This window comes from Bacillus sp. ABP14 (assembly GCF_001831375.1).
Lineage (GTDB): Bacteria > Bacillota > Bacilli > Bacillales > Bacillaceae_G > Bacillus_A > Bacillus_A paranthracis.
This window is the reverse complement of sequence record NZ_CP017016.1, coordinates 4,991,550-5,009,239: the sequence shown is the minus strand read 5'-3', so window position 1 is coordinate 5,009,239 and position 17,690 is coordinate 4,991,550. Positions and strand designations below refer to the sequence as shown.

Below are 17,690 nucleotides of genomic sequence, written 5' to 3'. Positions count from 1 at the left end.
GACTCATTCGCTCCTTTTTTAGTGCGTTAAAATAGTGATAGATGTTTTTTCTTTGTTAGAAATGATTGTTGCACGTCCGCCAATTGGGAAAGTGAAAATCGGGGTTGTATGACCGAAACTTGCGTTTGCAATGATAGGGATATGTGCAAGCTCAGGCTTTGAAGCAATCATTTCTTGCACGTCTTCTATCGTACATTCTGCGCCTTTTTGCATCTTTCCTATAACGATGCCTTTTACATGTTCAAAATCTTGCTGCTGCATAAGAGAATGTAAATATCGATCAAAAGTTTTAAGAGTAGCTCTCCCAGTTAAACTATCCTCTTCAAGAAATAAAATTTTATCCTTTAAGTTTGGCATATATGGTGTACCTTGCAGTAAGTTCAATGTGCTCATATTACCACCGATAATATCTCCCGAAGCTTCTCCTTCGTGAATCGAAACGTATCCTTCATTCTTAATAAACTCTCGATTTTCCTGATCAATGTACCAAGAATCATCACTCCATGTTTCAGATGGTAGGACTTCAATCGGCTCATTAGAAGTTACGCATTTTAAAAAGTAATCTGTTGTATACTCGAGCCCTTTCTCCATTCCAAATGAAGAGAAATGGGGACCTGAATATGTAACAAGTCCTGTTTTAGCGTAAATTGCATTATTTAGTGCAGTGATATCCGAATAGCCACAGAAAAATTTCGGGTTTTCTCGAATTAAATCGTAATCGAGATGTTTTAATAAGCCATTAGAATTGTATCCTCCAAGTGTCGTCAAAATGGCTTTTACATTCGGATCTTTAAATGCTTCGTGAAGGTCTTGAACGCGTGAAGAAATAGAAGAGGAAGCAAATCTGTCTATCTCATCAGCATATGTTGAAAATGTAACGTGAAAGCCCATTTCGGTTAACCTTTTTACAGCAAGCTTCCTGTTTTCAGTTGAGACAATACTTAAACTACAAGATGGTGAAATAACTCTAATTTCATCACCTTTTTTCAATTTTGTTGGTAGCACTTCATTCACCCCTTTAAATGAAAGAATATTTAGATTTAAAAAACATTTTATCATATGAAATAAAGTGAGAGTGAATTATGTTTTGAAATGGAGTTTTCCTGATTTTTCAGCAGACAGACAGAGGTTTTTTTTGATATGATAGGAAAAGTGATTTATTATAAGTAGTATTTAATATCTATAACATTTGAAAGGTGTGCAAGACGTGGAGAAACAACTTGCAGGCTTGCCGGTACACGTTCATTTCGTAACAGAAATCCGTGAAGGGGCGAGGAAGGAAACCGTTGCTTTTGAAGCAAATGGTCAATACTATGTAAAAGGTCAAGGTACATACGTAACATTCCAAGAGCCGAACGAACAAGGCGAAGTGAAAACAATTATTAAAATCCAAGATGAACAAGTTCTCATTATGCGTTCAGGTGCTGTTTCGATGCGTCAAACGCATGTGAAAGGTGAATGGACAACTGGTACGTACACGAGTGAACTTGGTACGTTTGCATTGCAAACAAAGACTGATAACGTTCTTTTTAAATGGTCGGATGAAAAGAAAAAAGGACAACTCTTCTTAACGTACGCATTGCTTCTAAGTGAACAAGAAGCTGGCAGATATACAATTACGATTAATTTGAAGGAGGCAAAATAATGAATTCTTTAGAACAAGTAAAAGGATTAATTAAAGAAGAAATTCAAGCTGCTGTATTAAAGGCAGAATTAGCGACAGAAGAACAGATTCCAAATGTAGTATTAGAATCTCCAAAAGATAAAACAAATGGTGACTTCTCTACAAATATGGCAATGCAACTTGCACGTGTTGCGAAAAAAGCACCTCGTATGATTGCAGAAGAATTAGTTGCAAACTTCGATAAAGCAAAAGCTTCTATTGAAAAGATTGAAATCGCAGGTCCTGGTTTCATTAACTTCTACATGGATAATAGCTACTTAACAGACTTAATCCCAACGATCGTTAATGCTGGTGAAGCTTACGGTGAAACGAATACTGGTAAAGGTGAAAAAGTACAAGTTGAGTTCGTATCTGCGAATCCAACAGGTGACCTTCACTTAGGACATGCACGTGGTGCAGCAGTAGGTGACACGTTATGTAACCTATTAGCAAAAGCAGGATATGATGTATCTCGTGAGTACTACATTAATGATGCTGGTAACCAAATCCATAACTTAGCTCTTTCTGTTGAAGCTCGTTACATGCAAGCTTTAGGCTTAGAGAAAGAAATGCCAGAAGACGGATACCATGGTGCGGACATCATTGCAATTGGTAAGCGTTTAGCTGAAGAGTTTGGGGATCGTTATGCGAAAGCTGATGAAAAAGAAAGTTATGAATTCTACCGTGAGTACGGTTTAAAATATGAGTTAGCAAAACTTCAAAAAGACTTAGAAAGTTTCCGTGTTAAATTTGATGTATGGTTCTCAGAAACATCATTATACAAAAACGGAAAAATCGATCAAGCTCTTGCTGTATTAAAAGAGCGCGACGAGATTTTTGAAGAAGACGGTGCAACTTGGTTCCGCTCAATGACTTACGGTGATGATAAAAACCGTGTATTAATTAAAAACGACGGTTCTTACACATACTTAACGCCAGATATCGCGTATCACCGTGATAAATTAGAGCGTGGTTTCGATAAGTTAATCAACATTTGGGGTGCTGACCACCACGGTTACATTCCACGTATGAAAGCTGCTATTCAAGCGCTAGGTTACGATAAAGAAACATTAGAAGTAGAAATCATCCAAATGGTACAACTGTATCAAAATGGTGAGAAAATGAAAATGAGTAAGCGTACAGGTAAAGCAGTTACACTTCGTGAGCTTATGGAAGAAGTAGGCGTGGACGCAATGCGTTACTTCTTTGCAATGCGTAGCGGTGATTCTCATTTAGATTTCGATATGGACTTAGCTGTATCAAAATCTAACGAAAACCCAGTATACTATGCACAATATGCACATGCTCGTGTATGCAGTATCCTTCGTCAAGGTGAAGAATTAGGATTAGCTACAGGCGGAGACGTGAACTACAAACTTGTTACTTCTGAGAAAGAAGTGGAGTTACTGAAAAAACTTGGTGAATTCCCAGCAGTAGTTGCGGATGCAGCACAAAAACGTCTACCACACCGCATTACAAACTATGCATTTGAATTAGCAGCAACATTACACAGCTTCTACAATGCAGAAAAAGTATTAAACCAAGATAACTTAGAATTAAGTAAAGCTCGCTACGAGTTAATGAAAGCAGTACGCACTACACTTCAAAACGCATTAGCAATTGTAGGAGTATCTGCACCAGAAAAAATGTAATTAAGAAAAGCGGAAGCGGCTCGTTCAGAATAGGAGGGGGATGGAGCTCCTGACAGAGAGGCGTACTTTGCCTCGGAGGAAGGCGCGAAGCCACCGAGTATTCTAGCCGCTGGAGCTGGACAATTAAGAAAAGCGGAGTCGACTGTTTAGTCCCGAAGGCTAAGGTTCTTTCCCACAGAAGATGCATTTTATCTTCTCGTGGGGAAGGTTCTTAGACGGAAGGGGCTAGGAGGCAGAGCTAGACATAAAGAAAAGCGGAGCCGATTTTTCGCTTTCAGTAAAAGGCAATCACACGATGTTGTGATTGCCTTTTTGTATGGAAATAATAAAAAAATAAAATTTTATCAAACAAAAGGAGAATTTGCGTCGTCTTATATAAATGACTGGAGGTTTCCGATGGAAGAAAAGGTAGAAGAATTAATTGATATATATAAGCAGCAAATATATTCCTTATGCTATAAGTTAGCGAAGACGAAAGAAGACGCGGAAGATATTTTTCAAGAGACGTGGATAAAAGTTTTTTCATCGCGGCACCAACTTTCTTACGTGGAGAATTATAAAAAGTGGATTACTACAATTTGTGTTCGTACATTTTATGATTTTTATCGCAAAAAGAAAAGATGGAAAGATCGTGTATTGGATTTATTTCATAAAGAAGATGGCGGAGAAATTGAGCATGCAGACGATGTGAATATATCAGAAGAATTTATTCAAAAAGTCGAAGCAGAAATGATACGAGAAGTTATACAGTTATTAAATGAAAAATATAAAACAGTGCTCGTACTCTACTACTATGAACAATATTCTTACAAGGAAATGAGTGAAATATTAAATATACCAATTGGTACGGTGAAATACCGCCTTAATTATGCGAAGAAGCAAATGCGAGAACATTTGGAGGGGTTCGTTTATGAAGGAAGACAAATTTGATCAAAAGATAAAAAGTAGTTTAGCGGAAGAGATGCTTCCTAGCGAAGAGCTAATAAATAATACGAAGCAGGGCATGCGAAATGCTCGGAAATTAGAGAAGAGATGGGTTGTTTTCATTCATGCTATTTGGATGATTGTATTAACAGTCACCCTAGAGCAGTTTGTTAGTCATTTGGAGCATAAAATATCTGTCATTATAACGATAGTTATTATGATGCACCTATACATTCCTATATATGTTGTCATACAGTCGTTTTTAAAGAAGGAGTATAAATTACATGATAGAGTTCGCTAACCCGTTTGTAATATTTGAAGTAGCTGGAGTGACAATGCTTTTAGCTTTTATAGCACTGTTAATATGTGTTGCATCATGGGTATATACAGATGCGAAAGCACATCAAATGAGTAAAGGGTGGAGTGTTTTAGCAGTTATATTACCATTCTTTATTGGATTTTTATTATATATGGTGAGAAGAAGTAAAAAGAAAGTTGAAGGAGAATATAGGATGAATTTTGTTAAAAAGCAGAAGGTAACATTAGTTGCGATATTGGCAAGTACAATGTTTGTATTACTTAGTGGCTTTACTTTTGCACAGACGTTAGATGATACCTGGAGAGCAGGAGATGTATATTTAGAAAATGAGAAGCAAGGAGAGACAAGTTACGAGGCAAAATTCTCATCATGGGATATTGCTGAGAAAGATATTGAACTTGAGTATGCAAAAGATACAGAAGTAACATTTTCTTATGAGACGGATGCAAAACGTGGGAATTTATGCTTTAGCTTGTATGAAAGGCAAGGAGAAGGTATAAGAGAGTTAAAAGAGATCTGTGAATCGAAAAAAGGTACTTTTAAAGCTACATTGAAAGCGAATGAAAAGTATGTATTTAGTATAAGTGGTTTAATGGTGAAAGATGGTTTTGTAAAAGTGAATTGGGAAACAAAATAAAGGCCCTTGGGAAGGGCCCTTTATTTTATCGGATTGTATACGTAACCGAAAAGCTAACAGGACTATAGTAAACATAAGGTGCATGAAATTGAACGTACATATTCCCATCTGCTTTTGCAGTGAAAATTCGGCCATAGCCATCAGAATAACGTCCAATAAGGTTATGATTTGAGTCATAAACACTGTAACTAGGGGTTTTGCTGTTAGGTTGAATTGTTAACTCTTGTCCCTTTTGAAGGAAAACAGGTTCTTGTTCAGAACTACTTCCAGTTTGCAAAGAATAAAATTTTGTAAAGCTTTGTTCTTGAGTAGCGGCAGCGGCCTTTGTTTCAGGAATAAACGCGGTAGCACCAGTAATTCCTGCTAAAGTTAATGCACCGGCTAAAATCATTTTTTTCATAGTAGAAAAGCCTCCTTAATTGTTGTAATCATTTTTGTTACAGTTAATATTGTATACGATAATGAGTAGGAGAAAATATGCTTTTATGCATATATATTTTTTCTCAATAAAAGACCACTGATAAAAATCGGTGGTCTTTTAAATGACTAAGCAGCTTTTTGTTCAGTTTGAGCGACAGGTTTTTGAAGTGTATTATAAACTCCTGTTCCAATAACCTCTAATGCCATTTTCATACGTTCAGGTGAAATATTCTCAAATACGTTATCTTGAGGTGTGTGATATACCTTTTCGATATGGTAGATTAATGGATTCCAACTATCGACACCCATCCAGATAAATAGAGCCGCAGGAATACCAACTTCAGCAAACGGTACGTGATCACTAGAGCCAAATTTCCCTTGCAGAACGAGGTCATTATTTAATTGTTTACCTGCTTGTAAGGCTGCGTCTGTTACAAGATTTGGAGAACCGTTAGGCGTCATAGCATATAAATTCTTCGCCTTATCGTAATTTGTTGCAACCATGTCTGCGTTAAAGACACCTAAAATCCGGTCACGTTCTTTTTGGGATAGACTATTAACGTAATGATCGGAACCAAGTAGGCCAGTCTCTTCAGAACCGAAAGCAATAAAACGAATTTCTTTATCAGTTTCTACATTTTGAAAAGCGCGTGCTAACTCTAATACTAACCCTGTACCAGAAGCATTGTCATTTGCTCCAGGTGCTCCAACGACACTATCGTAGTGTGAACTTACAACGACAGCTTTTTCATTACCTGTACTATTTTTTGGCTTCTTTTTAGCAATGACGTTTAATGACGTTAAATTAGATTCATGTCTCGCTTTTAGGGAAAGAATTGTTGTCCCTTTTTTAGCGATTTCTTCTTTAAATGCATTTCCTTGCGCATAAGCAAGACCAAAGACAGGGATAGATTGCTTTTTCGTTAGGCGGGGATTGAAAGTTTGTCCGTAGTTTCCACGTCCACCAATTAAACTGTATAAAAGAACACCTTTTGCTCCTTTGCTAACGGCATTTTCAACTTGTTTATTATAGTCAGCTACTGTTGTTCCTCTTTCGAATAGAACAATTTTTCCATTTACTTCATTTGGGATATCCTCTAATTTTGTCCCACCTTGAACAAAGATAAGAGGAGCCGTAACAGCCTCTGTAGAAATTAGTGCGTTAGGAGCAGCACCAGCTTGCCAATTACGCTTTGTGGATAATGGTGATTCAATAAATCCAACGTATTGATCCGGCACTTGGAATGGTTGATATTCTACTTCATAGCCCATTGATTTAAGCTGCATACCAACGTAGCGAGAAGCCCATTCTTCTGATTTTGTTCCACCAGGGCGAGGACCAATTGTTTCGGATAAGAAACGGATGTGTTCGATAGCGCGGCTTGCATCAACTTGTTTTGTGATAGGTGAAGTTTGTGTGATTTCTGACGTGGAATCAGCTTTGGCTTGTCCGACTGGAGCTATGCTAACAGCGAGTGATACAGCAAGCAAAGAGCTTACTATTTTTTGTTTCAAAGATTTTTTCATTTTTTCCTCTCCTATTCTCCTATTCTCTCTGACTGACAAAAGAAGACGGATAACGACTTCATTTTACCCTTATCTTTATTGTTTTTCAATATTCTGACATTGAGAAATAAAAAACGCTATATGCACATTTGCATATTTTTGACGGAGATATGTATGCTATCATTTTAAACGAAGGTTCGCTTTCTATTTGGAAAGCTCCTACATTGCATGAATCTAGTGTACCCAAACTTTAGATTATGTAGAGAAAAGAATCCACTGTAGGGTTTCTTTTCTCGTGTTTGAATCATGTGATGATAAATATGTTTCCGCATTTCATAATTATCATCAGTGATATATGTAAGGCATCCATATGAAAATACGAGGCTGTTCAAAGGTTTTCCGTACTTTTGGACAGCCTCACCCCGTTAAAAGGACGATACTCTATGTATCGTCCTTTTTTGTATAAAAAAACACCCAATCAAATGTTCACTTGATTGGGTGTGAAAAACTATTAATAATATTTTTTTCGTTTTGTAACTAAAATACTTAACAAACCAGCTAGTAGAAGTAAGATACCTACTGTTTGAGTAGAATCTTTTTTGTGACCTGTATTTGGAAGTTCTTTACCCGTATTTCGGTCATCTTGCTGTTTGTTTATTTGTGTTTCAGGGTTACCTTTTTCTAGTTCTTCGGAAGTTCCTTTACCGTGTGCTTCAGGATTTCCTTTTTCTAGTTCTTCAGAAGTTTCTGTACCAGGTGTTTCAGGATTTTCTTTTTCTAGTTCTTCGGAAGTTTCCTTACCTGGTTTCTCTTCTTTATTCGGAGGAGTAATTGATTCATTATCTCCACCTGATGAAGATTCAATCTTTTTATTTGAAACTGTAATTTGTAGTGGTGCAGCTTGGGCTTTTTCAATTGTAAAGCTTATTGGTGATGCATCTAATTGATAGCCTTCAGGAGCTTTTGTTTCCACTAGTTGATAATTGCCAGGTTTCAAATCATTTATGATTAATTTACCATGACCATCTGTTTTTAAGCCTTCTCGTACTACTTTTCCATCTTGATCTAAAATATTGAAAATGGCACCCTCAAGTGTTCCATTGTGATCCATATCAACTTTAGTTAATTCTATTGAACCTGTTGTTAAACTATTTAAAGCAGTCACAGAAGTAACTTGAGATTGTCCTTTCGTAATAGTGAAAGGAATTGGCTTAGCGTTTAAATCGTATCCAGTAGGAGCTTTCGTTTCAATAAACTGATAGTCTCCTGGACGTAAATCAGAAACAGAGATTTTGCCATCTTTATCAGTAGTTAAATCAGTGCGAACGTCATTGCCGTTCATATCAACGATTTTAAAGATAGCTCCTTCAAGAGTAGAGCCGTCGATGTCATCGACTTTCGTTAATTCCACAGCGCCCTTCGTTAAGCTATTCTTAGCGGTAACAGAAGCAGTAGTGGTTTGACTCTTTTCAACAGTAAAGTTGATAGGGTTTTGATTTAAGTCGTAATGAGTAGGAGCCTTCGTTTCAATAAACTGATAGTCTCCCGGACGTAAATCAGAAACAGAAATTTTTCCATCTTTATTAGTAGTTAAATCAGAACGAACGTCATTGCCATTCATATCAATGATTTTAAATACTGCGCCTTCAAGAGTAGCGCCGTCGACGTCATCAACTTTCGTTAATTCCACAGCGCCTTTCGTTAAGCTATTCTTAGCGGTAACAGAAGCAATTTTTTCTTGTCCTTTTTTAACTGTGAACTTAATAGGTGTTTCGTTTAAGTCATAATGAGTAGGAGCTTTTGTTTCGATAAACTCATAGTCTCCTGGTGGTAATTCATCCACAACTAAACGGCCGTTTTTATCAGTAGTTAAATCAGTACGGACGTCGTGTCCATCCTTATTAACAATTTTAAATACCGCACCCTCGAGTGTTGTGTTTTTTTCAACATCATCGACTTTAATTAACTCCACACTACCTTTCGTTAAGCTGTTAGTAGCTGTAACGAAGACATGCTTTGTTTGACTTCTTTCAATTGTGAACTTAATAGGATCTTCATTTAAGTCATAATGTTTTGGAGCTTTCGTTTCAATAAATTGATAGTCTCCAGGTTGTAAGTCTTTAGCGATGATTTTTCCGTCTTTATTGGTAACTAAATTCGTACGAATATCATTACCGTTCATATCAGTAATTTTAAATACCGCACCTTCTAGCGTTTCTTTCGCATCTAAAGAGTCAACTTTCGTTAATTCAACGCCACCCTTAGTCAAGCCGTTTTTAGCAGTAACAGAAACGTGAGTTGTTTGGCTTTTTTCGATAGTGAAAGGAATCGGTGTATTATTTAAATCATAATCTTTCGGAGCTTTCGTTTCTACGAATTGATAATCTCCTGGTCTTAAATTAGAAGCAGAAACTTTCCCGTCTTTATTAGTAGTTAAATTTGTGCGAACAATTTTCCCTTTCGCATCAATGATGTTAAATACTGCATCAGAAAGTTTTGTATCTGGATTTATATCATCCACTTTAATTAACTCTACCGCACCTTCAATTAAGCTGTTCTTAGCAGTGACTTGTAATTTCTCTGCTTGGCTTTTCTCAATTGTAAATTTAATTGGTGTAGCATCTAGTTTATAGTGCTTAGGAGCCGTTGTTTCAATAAATTGATAGTCTCCAGGATGTAAATCGGGAATAGAAACTTTACCTTTCGCATCTGTCGTAATGCCAGTGCGAACGTCATTGCCGTTCATATCAACAATTTTAAATACTGCACCTTCAAGAGCCGTACCGTCGATATCATCCATTTTAGAAAGTTCTACCGCACCTTTTGTTAAACTATTTTTAGCAGTAACAGAAATCGGTTCGGTTTGTCCTTTTTCAATAGTGAAAGGAATCGGTTCTTTATTTAAATCGTAATGTTTCGGAGCCTTTGTCTCGATGAATTGATAATCACCTGGACGTAGGTCAGGAACGCTAATTTTACCTTGTGAATTTGTAGTAAGATTCTCGCGAATTACAGTACCCTTCATATCAACAATGTTAAATACTGCGCCTTCAAGAGTAGCACCGTCGACGTCATCCACTTTAGAAAGTTCAACGCCGCCTTTTGTTAAACTATTTTTCATAGTAACAGTAGCAATATCTTTTTGGCTTTTTTCAACTGTAACTACAATTGGTTTTTTGTCTAAATCATAATGTTTCGGAGCTGTTGTTTCGACAAATTTATACGTACCAGGACGTAAATTTTCAACAACGATTTTTCCTTCATTATTTGTTTTTAAATCTGTTCTAAGCACTTTCCCGTTTTGGTCTAGTAAATTAAATACCGCATCAGAAAGTTTCATTTGATCGTTTAGATCATCTACTTTAAGTAGTTCAATACTACCTTGTTGTAAGCTATTTTTAGCAGTTAAAGAAATAGCTTTCTTTTGTCCTTTTTCAATAGTGAAAGGGATCGGTGTTTCATCTAAAACGTAATGCTTAGGAGCTTTCGTTTCGATGAATTGATAATTACCTGGACGTAGGTCATCGATTTCGATTTTTCCTTTATTATTTGTAACAAGATCTTTATGAATTACAGTACCGTTCATATCAACAATGTTAAATACAGCACCTTCAAGTTTAGTATCATCGATGTCATCTACTTTAGAAAGTTCAACGCTACCTTTTGTTAGAGCGTTTTTAGCCGTAACATGAAGCGTTTCAGTTTGGCTTTTCTTAATTGTAAATTTGATCGGTTTTTTATTTAAATCGTAATGTTCAGGAGCTATTGTCTCAACGAATTGATACGTGCCAGGACGTAGGTTTTCAACAATGATTTTTCCCTCATCATTTGTTTTTAAGCCTTCTTCAACTACTTCTCCGTCTGCATCTAATAAATTAAATACAGCATTAGCGAGCTTCGTATCAGTATCAATATCGTCAATTTTTATTAATTCAACGCTACCTTTTTTCAAGGTATTTTTCCCTGTAACATTGATCTCTTTCGTTTGACTTCTTTCAATTGTAAATGGAATCGGTGTTTCGTCTAATACATAGTGCTCAGGAGCCTTTGTTTCAATGAACTGATAGTCTCCAGGACGTAAATCAGAAACGGAAATTTTTCCATTTTTATCTGTACCAAGGTTTGTGCGAACTTCGTTACCATTCATATCAACAATTTTAAAGATTGCACCTTTCAACATTGTACGATCGATGTCATCAATTTTCGTTAATGTGACTGCACCTTTCTTTAAGCTGTTAGTAGCGGTAACGTTAATATTTTCTTTTTGACTTTTTCCGATAGTGAACGGAATAGGATCTTTCCTTAAGTCATAGTCTTTTGGAGCTTTTACTTCAATAAATTGATAGTCACCTGGGCGTAAGTCAGAAGCAGAAACTTTACCATGTTCATCGGTAGTTAATCCTTTACGAACTACCTTTGTCGTATCATGAGCATCAACAATTATAAATTCTGCGCCTTCAAGAGTAACGCCATCAATGTCATCAACTTTTGTTAAAGTAACGCCACCTGTAAGTAAACTATTTGTTACAGTGACAGGGACTGGAAGGTCATCCTTGCTACCTTTTTTAATCGTGAACTTAATAGGCGTTTGATCTAATTTATAATGTTCAGGAGCTGAGGTTTCAATAAATTGATAATCTCCTGGTGCTAAATCAGGAATAACTATTACTCCGTAATCATCTGTTTTTAAATCTTTCGCAATTTCTTTGCCTGTTGCGTCTTGTAATGTGAACACTGCGCCGGCAAGAGCGATACTACTCTCCACATCATCTTCTTTAATAAGTTTAACTTTTCCTTTCGTTAAACTATTTTTAAATGTAAGTGGAAGAAGTTTTTGTTGTCCTTTTTCGATTGTAAATTCAATAGGTTCTACATTTACATCGTAATAAGTTGGAGCCTTTGTTTCGATAAGTTTATAGTTACCAGGACGTAAGTCGTCAACAATTAGCATTCCTTTACTATTCGTAACAAGTTCCGTACGAACATCTTCATTTGTATCTCTATTAACGATTTTAAATACCGCACCTTCAAGTGTTTCCTTTTCATCTGCAGCATTCACTTTTGTTAATTCAATACCGCCTTTTGTTAAGCTGTTTTTAGCAGTAACAGTAGCCGACGTTGTTTGACTTTCTGTAATTGTGAACTTGATTGGATTTGTATTTTTATCGTAATACTTCGGTGCTGTTACTTCGATAAATTTATAATCGCCAGGGCGTAAGCCAGTAGCGATAGCTTTACCATCCGCACCAGTTTTTATATTTTCGCGAATGACTTTCTTTTCATCATTAGCATCGACAATTTTAAATACCGCACCTTCAAGAGCTGTACCATCAATATCATCAACTTTCGTTAATTCAACATCTCCTGGTTTTAAAGCATTTTCAGCTTTCACAAGTAGAGTTTCTTTCTGACTTCTATCGATTGTAAATTCAATAGGTTCTGCTCGTAAAACGTAATGTTCAGGAGCAGCTGTTTCAATAAATTTATACGTACCAGGACGTAGCTTATCAGCTTTTGTTTTTCCATCAGCATCTGTAGTTAGGTCAGTACGAACATCATTATTATTTACATCAACAATTTTAAATACGGCACCTTTTAGAGGTTTTTTATCACCGAATTCATCAACTTTTAATAATTCAACTTCTCCTGTTTTTAAACTGTTAGTTGCCGTAACAGTAGCAAATGACTGTTGGCTTTTATCGATTGTAAACTCGATAGGATTTGTATTTAACACATAATCCTTAGGAGCTTCTGTTTCAATAAATTTATACGTACCAGGCTCTAAGTCTTTAACAGTTACTTTACCATCCGCACCAGTTGTTACATTTTCGCGAATGACTTTCTTTTCATCATTAGCATCGACAATTTTAAATACCGCACCTGCAAGAGCTGTACCATCGATATCATCAGTTTTTGTTAAAGTGACGCCACCTTTAATGAGGTGATTTGTCGCAGTAACAGTAACTGCTTTCTTTTGACTTTTTACAATTGTAAACTCAATCGGTTTTTTATCTATGTCGTAATCTTTCGGTGCTTTTTCTTCGACAAATTGATAGTCTCCAGGGCGTAAATCTTTTGCTTCGATTTGTCCTTGATCATTTGTCGTTAACTTTTCATAACCAGGAATTTTTATGTTATTCCGGTCTCTTACACTGAACTCCGCACCAGCTAAAGTTTTTCCATCTTTATCGACTTTTGTTAAAATGGCCGCGCCTGGAATCAAGCTGTTTGTTGCAGTGCGGTTTATTACTGTTGTTTGATCTTCCGCGATTTTAACCTCAATCAGTCGATCATCTAATTTATAATGCTCAGGAGCCTTTGTTTCTTTTAAGTAGTAAGTTCCTGGTTTTAAATTATCTACAGTAATTTGTCCTTTATCATTTGTTGTTAATTTTTCATGTTCTGAAATTATTTTTTTGTCTTTATCAAGTAGTGTGAAAACGGCACCTTGTAGTGTTACGTTTTTGTTCAGGTCATCAGACTTTGTTAAAACTACTTTCCCGACAAACTTCTTATTTACAAGTTTATATGTTGTAGTCTCTTGTGTACCAAGTTCAACAATTTTCCCTTGTTTTAACTCCCAGCTAATTACATAGCCTTCAGGAGCCTTTGTTTCTTTTAATAAATATTTATCGCGTTTTAAGTTATTAAATTTAGCGATACCATCTTTGTCTGTTGTAATTTTACGGATAACAGTTTTACCTGTACGATCGTATAAAGTGAATTCTGCTCCAGCTAATGGAGTGTTCTTATTGTCGTTATCTACCTTTATAATTTCAAGGTTTCCACGACCTGTAGTAGCAGATCCTCCGCCGGAACCGGAAGACATTCGTACTTCAATCGTTTCGGTAGTTTCTGTATTTGTTACTGTTAACTTATTGCCTGTGATTTTTGCTTTATTACTTACTTTTTCTTTATCGTCTGCATTAATAAATGAACGATATTCTAAAATATAAGCTCGATCAATTTTCTTCAAGAAAGCAATTTCAAAATGTTGCTTTCCGGTATTATTGTCTGTTGTTATTTTGAGTTTATAGTCTGTTCCTTGTTTTAATTCATTTGCTGTATCTTTTGTTACATTTCCATAGTAATCGACAGTTGTAGGATATAAGTGGAATGAATCTTCCACAAGTACTTGATTGTCTGTTGGATCGTCTGTTACAACTGCGTCTGCAATGGTCGATTGGCTTTCATTAATTGCAATACTCCAATTAATATAGTTGTCATCTTGCACAGCTTTTTTAGTAACGAAGCTGCCACCTTTATTTACTTGAGCATCACCTTTAAGCGTGTTTACAATTTTAGAGCCATCTTTTAACTCTGCCTCGTTTTTGTAGATGCCTTGGATAAGTTCACCATCGAGGCTTGTTTTAAAGATAATATAGTAAGGTGAATTAATTGATTGTTTGAAATGAACCTTTAGGGTGTTTTTATTTTTCTCTGTAGGTTCTTCAAGTTCATATTTCTCAGTTGGTACAGCATTACCAGGTTGTGCATTGTCAGGACTTCCATTTAAAATCATATCGCGCACTTCAATGGATCCTGGTACTAACTTTTGTTTATCTTGTATTACGTCTATAACATATGGATCTTTAATCTCAACATTATTATAATTAAAACCTATTATCCAAGTGATTTCTTTCGTTTGGGCGTTATAAGAACCGTATTTATATCCATTCGCCTTTGTGAAAGTATCAGGATCAAAGTCCGCTTCAACTTTATTTGATTGTGGATTGGACCCTGCATCTATCCAAGATAGGTTACCTGTATTTTTAAACGAAGTTTTACCACTTTCTAATTTTGTATAGTCAAAGTCTGTCGTATATTTTACGACTAATGTCTTTGTCATATTAGACTGATATGTACCTATAAGGGTAATTTTGAAACCTTTATCTGTTACATCTAAAACATAATCAGTCCCAGCTTGAAGGGTATAATCTCCGTCTTTAATTTCTAGTTTTTTATCTTTTAATTGTAATCCACCATGGTCAAAGGTATCCGTAATGATCGCGTTGTTTAATGGATAGTTGTTATTATTTACCGTAATTGTCCAGGTTGTTGTTTTGTCTTTATAGTTTGTTTCAGCTTTATTATTAGATTTAATAATATTTTGCTGCTTGAAGCCAACCTCATTTTCTTTACTTGAACCATTATCAGCTGTAACTGTATTTTTTACTTTTCCATCTTTTATGACATTATCAGTTGGCTTTGTTTTATAGGTAATTACATAAGCACTATTAATATCCTCATTAAACTGTAAATCGAATCCATTCTTCTTGTTACTTACAGTGTAATTATTAACAGTATCTCCTGTTACAAGCCTTCCATTATCATCGTAGGAAGCGTTTTTCACAACGATAGAATTTGTATCTAGTTCATGTGTATCGTCAAAAATATCTTTTAAAAGTGCATCAGTTTTTTTGATATTTTTTTGATCACCGTTGTAAGTAATTGTCCATTCAATCGTTTGCGTCTTTGGATCATATTTACTTGTTTTGTTTAAATGTGTACCACGAGAAACCGTTACAGTAGAGCTTGCGTTTTGTTGTTTTTGATTATCACTCGTTATCGTAACGTTATTTCGGAAGTCTTTTACATTTTCATCAGTAATTTTTGTGGCATATTCGATTTGGTATGCTTTACTGATATTCTCCTTAAAAGCAATCTCCAATTTTGAACCATCTGATGAAATAATTTTGTAATCTTCTGGATCGGCTTCTTTACCACGTGTTGCGTTCCCGTTAACATCGACTTCTAAATAATAAACTTTAATAGAATCTTTATTTAAGCTTGTACCTTGTGGGATGTTATCTTTAAAAACGGCGTTTTTAAGGGTGTCTTTCGTTTTATTCATCTCTACTGTCCAATTAATTTCATTTGTATTAATTGGTCTATCAGGTAACCCCTTTTTGTTCGTGGCTGTTTTTACATTAGGCTTAAAGTCAACTGTAATAGAAACATCGTTATCTTTAATTGGGAAAGGAATTTCTTGTGTTGTTGTACCTTTAATTTCAGCTTTATTAAATTCTGTCTTTAATTGTAGGTTACCAACAACATCTGGATGTTCTTCAACATAATCGTTAAATGTCATCGTGACTTTTCCATCTTTTGTAACAGTAAAGTTACCAATTGGATTGTTTTCACTATCGTATAAAGGACTGTTAATTGTATTGTAAATCTTAAAGTGTTTAGGAAGATCAAAAATATAGTAATCTCCACTTTTAACATTCATCGATTTTAAAAGTTCCCATGTAAACTCAATATTGGCAGGGGAATCTGTACTTGGACGGTTATCCTCTGTAAATGGTTTTCCGTCTTTATCCGTCAACTTTACACCCGTTAAAATGTTTGTTGTTATTTGCTTTGGACCTGAATTTGTACTCTCAGCAGGATCGCTTGCTAGATTTTGTTCTTGGTTATCAGCAGCAGGTTTAGTTGCTGGATTTTGTTCCGGATTGTTAGTAGCAGGTTTAGCTGCTGGGTTTTGTTCCGGATTGTCAGTAGCAGGTTTAGCTGCTGGGTTTTGTTCCGGATTGTCAGTAGCAGGTTTAGCTGCTGGGTTTTGTTCCGGATTGTCAGCAGCAGGTTTAGTTGCTGAATGTTGTTCCGGATTATCAGTAACAGGTTTAGTTGCTGAATCTTGCTCCGGATTATCAGTAGCAGATTTAGCTACTTGATCTGGCACTTGTTTATTAGTATCCTGTTTGGTGCCATCTTCTTTAGAATCTTCTACTTGAATAGGAACTGTTATAGGCTGAACCAGTGTGCCTAAAGGAAAAGCGATTTGAACTGATTTCTCTTCAGTTTTTAAAGTTGGGTTAAACACAGTATCAATTTTAATTTTTCCCTTAGTATCTTTCGAATTTTCTACTTGATCATTAAATATTAGTTTTAATTTATTATCTTTAGCTGTTATAAAATATTGACCAATATTTTTTTGATCTGTTACTAAATCTCCTTGTAAATCTTTAGATACTTTTAATGCAAGTGGTATTTGAATTACTGTTGTATCGTTTGCATGTACAACTTGTTGATCTTTTATTGACCAAGCATATTCTACTTGAATGGTTGATCCTATCTTTATTAAGTTGTTAGGATTTTTTGCTTCGTCAATAATATGATCCGTTGCATCTTTCATCTCAACAGTGTCAAATAATGAAGTTTCCTTTAAAGTCTCAGCTTTTGCCTGATTGTACGGGAAACTAATAAACTGTGAAAATAGTACAAATACAATTAAACATATATTGAAAAGTTTTTTCATTTTGCCTCCTTTGAACATTCATTTGTTCACTGAGGAATATATTCCACATGAACAAATGGAATATAAAAAAAGTTAATTGTTATAAAGTCTTTGTTGCTACTATCCCTCCGTTTCTATGTACGTTCTCTGACAGAATAGATGTTTAATTAAAGGCATATATAAAGTAACGTAAAAATCTGGAATATACATAATTCGACAAAAAATGTCGAAATTATGCTGATAAAAGGAACGATATCAGACCTTTATATACAAGAGCATTTTCTTGTGAATGTGTTATGAACTGGATAGTCATAAAGGTAGGTTTTACG

The 17,690-nt window shown here is 35.5% G+C and carries 9 protein-coding genes; 5 read left to right on the top strand and 4 right to left on the bottom strand.

The annotated features are described in order from the left end of the window. Positions 1-18: 18 nt before the first annotated feature. The gene (locus tag BGI23_RS26140) at positions 19-1,005 is read right to left on the bottom strand and encodes a S66 family peptidase (RefSeq protein WP_070807238.1); all 987 of its coding nucleotides are present in this window, start codon (positions 1,003-1,005) and stop codon (positions 19-21) included. Positions 1,006-1,207: 202 nt separating this feature from the next. Here BGI23_RS26140 and BGI23_RS26135 point away from each other — a divergent pair, with 202 nt between their 5' ends. The 5 genes from BGI23_RS26135 to BGI23_RS26115 all read left to right on the top strand — a co-directional run bounded on the left by BGI23_RS26135 (position 1,208) and on the right by BGI23_RS26115 (position 5,195). Continuing rightward, a complete protein-coding gene (locus BGI23_RS26135; RefSeq protein ID WP_000414867.1) occupies positions 1,208-1,645 on the top strand; it encodes a YwiB family protein in 438 nt (145 codons plus the stop codon). Then, the gene (argS, locus tag BGI23_RS26130; RefSeq protein WP_001086449.1) at positions 1,645-3,315 is read left to right on the top strand and encodes an arginine--tRNA ligase; all 1,671 of its coding nucleotides are present in this window, start codon (positions 1,645-1,647) and stop codon (positions 3,313-3,315) included. The genes BGI23_RS26135 and argS overlap by 1 nt, the downstream gene beginning before the upstream one ends. 396 nt (positions 3,316-3,711) lie before the next feature. After that, positions 3,712-4,245: an RNA polymerase sigma factor gene (locus BGI23_RS26125; protein ID WP_001980638.1), complete on the top strand. Its 534-nt coding sequence runs from the start codon at positions 3,712-3,714 to the stop codon at positions 4,243-4,245. Beyond that, positions 4,226-4,540, top strand: coding sequence for an anti-sigma factor (locus tag BGI23_RS26120; protein ID WP_070807237.1), 315 nt, complete (start codon positions 4,226-4,228; stop codon positions 4,538-4,540). The genes BGI23_RS26125 and BGI23_RS26120 overlap by 20 nt, the downstream gene beginning before the upstream one ends. Next, a complete protein-coding gene (locus BGI23_RS26115) occupies positions 4,524-5,195 on the top strand; it encodes a hypothetical protein (RefSeq protein ID WP_000568889.1) in 672 nt (223 codons plus the stop codon). The genes BGI23_RS26120 and BGI23_RS26115 overlap by 17 nt, the downstream gene beginning before the upstream one ends. Before the next feature lie 25 nt (positions 5,196-5,220). Here BGI23_RS26115 and BGI23_RS26110 read toward each other — a convergent pair whose 3' ends face one another. From BGI23_RS26110 to BGI23_RS26100, 3 genes are all read right to left on the bottom strand, one after another. After that, positions 5,221-5,595 (bottom strand): hypothetical protein, encoded by a 375-nt coding sequence (locus BGI23_RS26110; RefSeq protein ID WP_042876132.1) that lies wholly within the window; start codon positions 5,593-5,595, stop codon positions 5,221-5,223. 146 nt (positions 5,596-5,741) lie between these two features. Beyond that, positions 5,742-7,142, bottom strand: coding sequence for a M28 family metallopeptidase (locus BGI23_RS26105; protein ID WP_070807236.1), 1,401 nt, complete (start codon positions 7,140-7,142; stop codon positions 5,742-5,744). Between the two features lie 490 nt (positions 7,143-7,632). Continuing rightward, complete coding sequence (locus BGI23_RS26100; RefSeq protein WP_070807235.1) at positions 7,633-17,382, bottom strand: SpaA isopeptide-forming pilin-related protein; 9,750 nt, start codon at positions 17,380-17,382, stop codon at positions 7,633-7,635. Between the last annotated feature and the right edge of the window lie 308 nt (positions 17,383-17,690).

What these genes read in the sequence shown, in the direction of transcription:
- argS (WP_001086449.1), top strand. Translation starts at nt 1,645, where the DNA reads ATGAATTCTTTAGAACAAGTAAAAGGATTAATTAAAGAAGAAATTCAA.
- BGI23_RS26125 (WP_001980638.1), top strand. Translation starts at nt 3,712, where the DNA reads ATGGAAGAAAAGGTAGAAGAATTAATTGATATATATAAGCAGCAAATA.
- BGI23_RS26120 (WP_070807237.1), top strand. Translation starts at nt 4,226, where the DNA reads ATGAAGGAAGACAAATTTGATCAAAAGATAAAAAGTAGTTTAGCGGAA.
- BGI23_RS26115 (WP_000568889.1), top strand. Translation starts at nt 4,524, where the DNA reads ATGATAGAGTTCGCTAACCCGTTTGTAATATTTGAAGTAGCTGGAGTG.
- BGI23_RS26110 (WP_042876132.1), bottom strand. Translation starts at nt 5,595, where the DNA reads ATGAAAAAAATGATTTTAGCCGGTGCATTAACTTTAGCAGGAATTACT.
- BGI23_RS26105 (WP_070807236.1), bottom strand. Translation starts at nt 7,142, where the DNA reads ATGAAAAAATCTTTGAAACAAAAAATAGTAAGCTCTTTGCTTGCTGTA.
- BGI23_RS26100 (WP_070807235.1), bottom strand. Translation starts at nt 17,382, where the DNA reads ATGAAAAAACTTTTCAATATATGTTTAATTGTATTTGTACTATTTTCA.